Source organism: Mesorhizobium sp. M7A.T.Ca.US.000.02.2.1, from assembly GCF_003996995.1.
Lineage (GTDB): Bacteria > Pseudomonadota > Alphaproteobacteria > Rhizobiales > Rhizobiaceae > Mesorhizobium.
This window is the reverse complement of the sequence record NZ_RZTT01000774.1, coordinates 1-1196: the sequence shown is the minus strand read 5'-3', so window position 1 is coordinate 1196 and position 1196 is coordinate 1. Positions and strand designations below refer to the sequence as shown.

General features: G+C 64.9%; 1 protein-coding gene. It reads left to right on the top strand.

The genetic code is table 11. From position 1 onward, the window contains the following. Window positions 1–183: 183 nt before the first annotated feature. On the top strand, window positions 184–1196 hold a 1013-nt coding region (locus tag EOD15_RS34495), incomplete at its 3' end, for a trimethylamine methyltransferase family protein (RefSeq protein WP_185929169.1).

The following is a 1196-nucleotide window of genomic DNA, read 5'->3' as shown; positions in this document are numbered from 1 at the left end:
AGGAAGGGCCGCCCGGCGAAATCCGCTTGCGCCAACGAGGCGGCGGGATCAGGCCGATGTCGTGGCCGCGCAACTGCCGTTCCGGCATGTCGCTTCCCTCGCCCTAGTGGTCGCCGCCTCCGCAATGGCTGGACAGCCGCCGGTCCATTATGCCGCCCGCTATCGCATCCTACGAGGACCATCATGACCGCCGCCCTACAACCCTCAGAACCGGCATTGGCCACCGACCGCGCCCGTCGCGGCGGCCGCGCCGGAAAGCGCGCCGGCGGCTCGGCCGCGTTCGAGCAGCCGGCTTTCCGCCAGCTGAAAAACCCGCTGACGCCGACCAGGCTGGTCTCCGACGACGAGCTGGAATCGATCCACCTCGCCTCCCTGCGCGTGCTCAGGGAAATCGGCGTCGACGTGCTGCATGACGAGGCCCGCAGCATCATGAAGGCGCATGGCGCCGATGTGCGCGACGGCAGCGAGCGGGTGCGTTTCGACAGCGACATGATCCTCGAACTGGTGTCGCACTGCCCGTCGGAGTTCACCATCCATGCCCGCAATCCAGCGCACAATGTGCGCTTTGGCGGCAACAATGTGATCATCTCGATGATGGCGTCGGCGCCCAATTGCTCCGACATCGATCGCGGCCGCCGGCCCGGCAACCAGCAGGACTACCGCAATTTCTTAAAGCTCGCGCAGATGCACAACATCCTGAACTGCACGGGCGGCTACCCGGTCGAGCCGACCGATATCCATCCGTCCGTCCGCCACCTCGAATGCATCCGCGATCTCAGCGTGCTCACCGACAAGGTGTTCCACATCTATTCGCTCGGCAAGGAACGCAATGTCGACGGCATCGAGATCGCCAGGATCGCGCGCGGCATCAGCCACGAGCAGATGCTGGAAGAGCCGTCCGTCTTCACCATCATCAACACGAATTCGCCGCTCAAACTCGACGTGCCGATGATGGAAGGCATCATCCAGATGTCGAGCAAGGGCCAGGTCGTCGTCGTGACGCCGTTCACCCTGTCGGGCGCCATGGCGCCTGTCACCATCGCCGGCGCACTGGTGCAGCAGAACGCCGAGGCGCTTGCCGGCATCGCCTTCGCCCAGATGGTGCGCAAGGGCGCACCCGTCGGCTATGGCGGCTTCACCTCCAATGTCGACATGAAGTCCGGTTCGCCGGCGTTCGGCACGCCGGAATACATGAA